Source organism: Methylobacterium sp. WL103, from assembly GCF_008039885.1.
GTDB lineage: Bacteria > Pseudomonadota > Alphaproteobacteria > Rhizobiales > Beijerinckiaceae > Methylobacterium > Methylobacterium cerastii.
This window is the reverse complement of record NZ_VRUX01000276.1, coordinates 1-5,460: the sequence shown is the minus strand read 5'-3', so window position 1 is coordinate 5,460 and position 5,460 is coordinate 1. Positions and strand designations below refer to the sequence as shown.

4 protein-coding genes and 1 pseudogene are annotated in these 5,460 nt (G+C 71.7%); all 5 read left to right on the top strand.

The annotated features are described in order from the left end of the window. Window positions 1-544, top strand: a 544-nt coding sequence (locus FV222_RS16105; RefSeq protein ID WP_147815078.1) for an SDR family NAD(P)-dependent oxidoreductase, incomplete at its 5' end; no start/stop codon positions are given. Window positions 545-602: 58 nt separating this feature from the next. Beyond that, entirely contained in the window at window positions 603-2,225 is a 1,623-nt protein-coding gene (locus FV222_RS16100; protein WP_147815076.1) for a gamma-glutamyltransferase family protein, read from the top strand. Window positions 2,226-2,537: 312 nt separating this feature from the next. Continuing rightward, window positions 2,538-4,532 carry a YgiQ family radical SAM protein gene (locus tag FV222_RS16095; RefSeq protein WP_246685494.1) on the top strand — a complete coding sequence of 665 codons (1,995 nt, stop codon included), beginning with the start codon at window positions 2,538-2,540 and terminating at the stop codon, window positions 4,530-4,532. Between the two features lie 61 nt (window positions 4,533-4,593). Then, window positions 4,594-5,175 (top strand): hypothetical protein, encoded by a 582-nt coding sequence (locus FV222_RS16090; RefSeq protein WP_210248490.1) that lies wholly within the window; start codon window positions 4,594-4,596, stop codon window positions 5,173-5,175. A 136-nt stretch (window positions 5,176-5,311) separates the two neighbouring features. Next, a pseudogene (locus tag FV222_RS31235) lies at window positions 5,312-5,460 on the top strand (alcohol dehydrogenase); the annotation flags it as partial.

The window sequence follows — 5,460 nt, the reverse complement described above, 5'->3', positions numbered from 1 at the left end:
GGCGCACGGACCCGCCCGCATCCTCGTGAACTGCGCCGGCATCGCCCCGGCCGCCCGCATCGTCGGGCGCGACGGGCCGGCCTCGCTCGAAGCCTTCGCGAAGGTGATCCAGGTCAACCTGGTCGGCTCGTTCAACCTGATGCGGCTGGTGGCGGCGGGGGCGGCCGGGCTCGACCCGCTCGAGGGCGGCGAGCGCGGGGTGATCGTCTCCACCGCCTCGATCGCCGCCTACGAGGGCCAGGTGGGACAAGCCGCCTACGCCGCCTCGAAGGCCGGCATCGTCGGGCTGACGCTGCCGGCGGCCCGCGAGCTCGCGCCGCTCGGCATCCGCGTCTGCGCCATCGCGCCCGGCATCTTCGGCACGCCGATGCTCCTCGGCCTGCCCCAGGAGGTCCAGGATAGCTTAGGGGCCGCGGTACCCTTCCCCGCCCGCCTCGGCCGGCCGGAGGAATACGCCGACCTCGTGCTGGCGATCGTCCGCAACCCGATGCTCAACGGCGAGACCATTCGGCTCGACGGCGCGTTGCGCATGCAGGCGCGCTGAGGCTTCGCACGAATCTCAGCCTGACGCCGGTACGTCCGCTCGGTATCTGGGACCCGACATGTCGCAAACCTTCGACTGGACCTCCGCCTACCCCTCGATCCGCATGCCGATGTTCGGCCGCAACGTGGTCGCGACCTCGCACGCGCTGGCGGCGCAGGCCGGGATGCGGATGCTGTGGAAGGGCGGCAACGCGGTCGACGCCGCGATCGCCACCGCCGCGGCCAAGACGCTCACCGAGCCGTGCAGCAACGGCCTCGGCTCGGACGCCTTCTGCATCCTCTGGGACGGCAAGGAATTGCACGGCCTCAACGCCTCGGGCGGCGCGCCGGCGGCGTGGACGCCGGACTACTTCGCGCGGAAATACGGGCCGGCCGCCCGCCCGCCGATGCGCGGCTGGGATTCGGTGACGGTGCCCGGCGCCGTCGGCGCCTGGGTCGCCCTGTCCGAGCGCTTCGGCAAGCTGCCCTTCGCCGACCTGATGGAGCCGGCGATCGAGATCGCCGAGCGCGGATACCTCGCGCCGATCGTGGTGCAGCAGAAATGGGCCGCCGCGGCGCAGGTCCCCGACCTCGTGCGCCAGCCGGGTTTTGCCGAGTTCTTCCTGCCCCGCGGCCGCGCGCCGGACGTCGGCGAACTGGTGACGCTCAAGGCCGCCGCGCGGACGCTCCGCGCCATCGCCGAGACCAAGGGCAAGGCCTTCTACGAGGGCGAGATCGCCGAGGCCATGGCGCGGCACGCGAGCGAGAACGGCGGCGCGATGACGGTGGCGGACCTCGCCGCCTACCGCCCGGAATGGGTGACGCCGACGAAGAAGGACTACCGCGGCTACACGCTCCACGAGATCCCGCCGAACGGGCAGGGCATCGCCGCGCAGATCGCGCTCGGCATCCTCCAGAACTTCGACCTCGCCGGGATGGCGGTGGACGGCGCGGCGGCGCAGCACCTGCAGATCGAGGCGATGAAGCTCGCCTTCGCCGACACCTACCGGTACGTCGCCGACGGCTTTGCGATGCAGGTGAGCCCCGAAGCGATGCTCGACGACGCCTACCTGGCCTCGCGCGCCAAGCTCATCGATCCGCGTCGCGCCCAGGATTTCGGCGCCGGCAACCCGGTGCGCGGCGGCACGATCTACCTCACCGCAGCCGACGAATCCGGCATGATGGTGAGCTTCATCCAGTCGAACTTCATGGGCTTCGGCTCTGGCGTCGTGCTGCCGGACTGGGGCCTGTCGCTGCAGAACCGCGGCTACGGCTTCGTCCTCGACGCAGCGAGCCCGAACTGCGTGGCGCCGGGCAAGCGCCCGTTCCACACCATCATCCCCGGCTTCCTCACCAAGGACGGCGCCCCGGTGATGAGTTTCGGCGTGATGGGCGGCAACATGCAGCCGCAGGGCCACCTGCAGACCCTGGTGCGGATGATCGACCACGGCCAGAATTCGCAAGCCGCCTGCGACGCCCCGCGCTGGCGCTTCAACCAGGGCTTCGAGATCAACGCCGAAGCGGCCATGGCGCAGGACACCCTCGACGGCCTCGTCGCCCGCGGCCACCGGGTCGACGTGATCCAGGACAGCTACCAGGATTTCGGCGCCGGCCAGTTCATCTGGCGCATGGGCGACCCGGCCATCGAAGGCTACGCCGCCGCCAGCGACCCGCGCCGGGACGGGCAGGCGGTGGTGTGGTGAGGCGCGGATGGGGCGTCGGCCCGAGGCGCGGGCCTGGTCGACTGACGGGTCTCGTCCCGGCCTCGCCGTTCGCGCGTCCATCCACGCGCGGACGCGGCTGTCGGAAAGGATGCCGGGCCGACGTGGGAATGCCCGCTTTCCGCCTGTCTTCGAGTCCCGCGTCCGGCGCGGTCTGAAAGCAGGTCCCGGCCGCGTCGATCCGGTCGCGCCTCGCGCGCCCTTCGTTGAGCTCGCGGCCCCGGCGGTCTATGCACGGACCCCATGGACCTCCAAGCTTCTGCGAGCCGATCCCCGGCGCCCCTCGCCTGCCAGATGCGGCCATCCAGGAACGCGGCGCCGTTCCTGCCCATGAGCCGCGCCGAGATGGACGCGCTCGGGTGGGACGCCTGCGACATCGTCCTGGTGACGGGCGACGCCTACGTCGATCATCCGAGCTTCGGCATGGCCATCATCGGCCGGCTGCTCGAGGCGCAGGGGTTCCGGGTCGGCATCATCGCGCAACCGGACTGGCAGTCGGCGGAGCCGTTCAAGGCGCTGGGCCGGCCAGCGCTGTTCTTCGGCGTCACCGGCGGCAACCTCGATTCGATGGTGAACCGCTACACGGCGGACCGTCGCCTGCGCCACGACGACGCCTACACGGCGGGCGGCGAAGGTGGAAAGCGCCCCGACCGCTCGACCATCGTCTACACGCAGCGCTGCCGCGAGGCCTACAAGGACGTGCCGATCATCCTCGGCGGCATCGAGGCCTCGCTGCGCCGCATCGCCCACTACGATTACTGGTCCGACAAGGTCCGCCGCTCGATCCTGGCGGATGCCAAGGCCGATCTGCTCCTCTACGGCAACGCCGAGCGCGCCGTGGTCGAGGTGGCCAACCGCCTCGCGGCCGGCGCGGCGCCGCAGGACCTCGATTCCGTCCGGGGCGTCGCCCTGTTCCGCCGCGTGCCCGAGCACTACACGGAGTTGCCCGCCGACGACCTCGATTCGGCCGACGAGGCCGCCGGCCGCCGCCCCGGCGAGACCGTGATCCGGCTGCCCGCCTACGACGAGGTCAAGGACGACAAGGAGGCCTACGCCCGCGCCTCGCGGGTGCTGCACCGGGAGGCCAACCCAGGCAACGCCCGCCCCCTCGTCCAGCGCCACGGCGACCGCGACCTGTGGCTGAACCCGCCGCCGATCCCGCTCTCCAGCGAGGAGATGGATGCGGTCTACGACCTGCCCTACGCCCGCGCGCCCCATCCGTCCTACGGCGACGCGAAGATCCCCGCCTGGGACATGATCAAGTTCTCGGTGACGATCATGCGCGGCTGCTTCGGCGGCTGCACCTTCTGCTCCATCACCGAGCACGAGGGGCGCGTCATCCAGAACCGCTCGGAGGGCTCGATCCTGCGCGAGATCGAGCTCATTCGCGACAAGACGCCGGGCTTCACGGGCGTGATCTCGGATGTCGGCGGGCCGACGGCCAACATGTACCGGATGGCGTGCAAGGACCCGAAGATCGAGGCGGCGTGCCGCCTGCCGTCCTGCGTCTTCCCGGACATCTGCCCGAACCTGAACACCTCGCACGACGACCTGATCCGGCTCTATCGCAAGGTCCGCGAGGTCGAGGGCGTCAAGAAGGTGATGGTGGCGTCGGGCGTGCGCTACGACCTCGCGGTCCGAAGCCCCGAATACGTCGAGGAGCTGGTGACCCACCACGTCGGCGGCCGCCTCAAGATCGCGCCCGAGCACACCGAGCGCGGACCCCTCGACCTGATGATGAAGCCGGGCATCGGCACCTACGACCGCTTCAAGGAGATGTTCGACGCCGCCGCCAAGAAGGCCGGCAAGAAATACTACCTGATCCCGTATTTCATCGCGGCCCATCCGGGCACGACCGACGAGGACATGCTGAACCTCGCCCTGTGGCTGAAGAAGAACGACTACCGCGCCGACCAGGTGCAGACGTTCCTGCCCTCGCCCATGGCGACCGCCACGACCATGTACCACACCGAGATCAACCCGCTGGAGGGCGTGCGGCGCGGCGGCAGCCAGCCGGTCGACGCGATCAAGGGGATGCGGCAGCGCCGGCTGCACAAGGCGTTCCTGCGCTACCACGACCCCGAGAACTGGCCCCTGCTACGGGAGGCGCTGCGAACGATGGGCCGCGCCGACCTGATCGGGCCGAGGCCGGAGCAGCTCGTGCCGTCCTCGCAGCCGCCGGGAACGGGCCTGGGCAAGGCGGGGGGCAAGACGGGAGGCCTGCCGCGACCCGCGCGCCACCCGGGCGCGCCGCGTTTCACCACCAAGGGCATACCGTTGCGGAAGTGACGGCCTGGCGCCTCGCCCCCGAGCCGGCCGGCGGCCGACCCGGAAGATGACGGAGGGCTGCGTGAGCCTGGTCCGGCTCCTTGCGGGGCTCGGCCTCCTCCTGCAGGCGGCTTGCGACCGGCCGGGCGCGTGCCCCGCCGGTCAGGCGGTCGCCCTGTCGGCCGACGCGGCGGAGCGGAGGATCGCGGCCGTCCTGCCGAAGGGATGGACCGTCGCCGCCCGGGCGAAGGGGGTCGTGCCCTATGGCGTCGTCCCGGGCCCCGGGGGACCCGACGCCGCGGCGGTGCGTCTGACGCTCGTCGGGCCGGAGCGGGTCGCGATCAGCGGGTATCACTGCGTGCGGGGCGCCTTCTGCGCCGAGCCGATCGCGGCGCGCGAGGCCGTCGAGGTCTGGATCGTGTCGGCCGCCTTCGCCGAGTCCGCGGGTCCGCCGGCCATGACCACCCGAGGCGCATCCCTGATCGCAAGCTGCCGGGGCCGGGCGATCTACGGTCTGGCCTCCCGCTACGCCGGAGAGGCGATCGACTTCGATGGCGGCTTCACGGGCAGCTCCACCGAGACGTCCCGCATGCCGCCTGCGTCCGGCGACCTGCCGGTCTCGTGGCAAACTTGGCGGCAGGACGTGGGAGCGGTCGTCCGGTGATCCGGGCCGGGCCGGCCCGACGCGGCGGTCTTCCCGCCCGGGATCGTCCACGGGGCCGCGCCGGCGCCTGCTGGCGATCGCGCGTCGGCGCTGTAGGCTGGCGCGGCGAAACACCCTTCCGCCGAGGCGCCCGGCCATGACCCCGTTCCTGTTCCAGACCACGCCGAACCTGCTGTTCGAGGCCGGGGCGGTCGCCAAGATCCCCGACCTCGTCGCCGGGCTCGGGGCGAAGAACGTCCTGCTGGTGACCGACCGGGGCGTGCGCGCCGCCGGCCTGACCCGGGG

What these genes read in the sequence shown, in the direction of transcription:
- FV222_RS16100 (WP_147815076.1), top strand. Translation starts at nt 603, where the DNA reads ATGTCGCAAACCTTCGACTGGACCTCCGCCTACCCCTCGATCCGCATG.
- FV222_RS16095 (WP_246685494.1), top strand. Translation starts at nt 2,538, where the DNA reads ATGCGGCCATCCAGGAACGCGGCGCCGTTCCTGCCCATGAGCCGCGCC.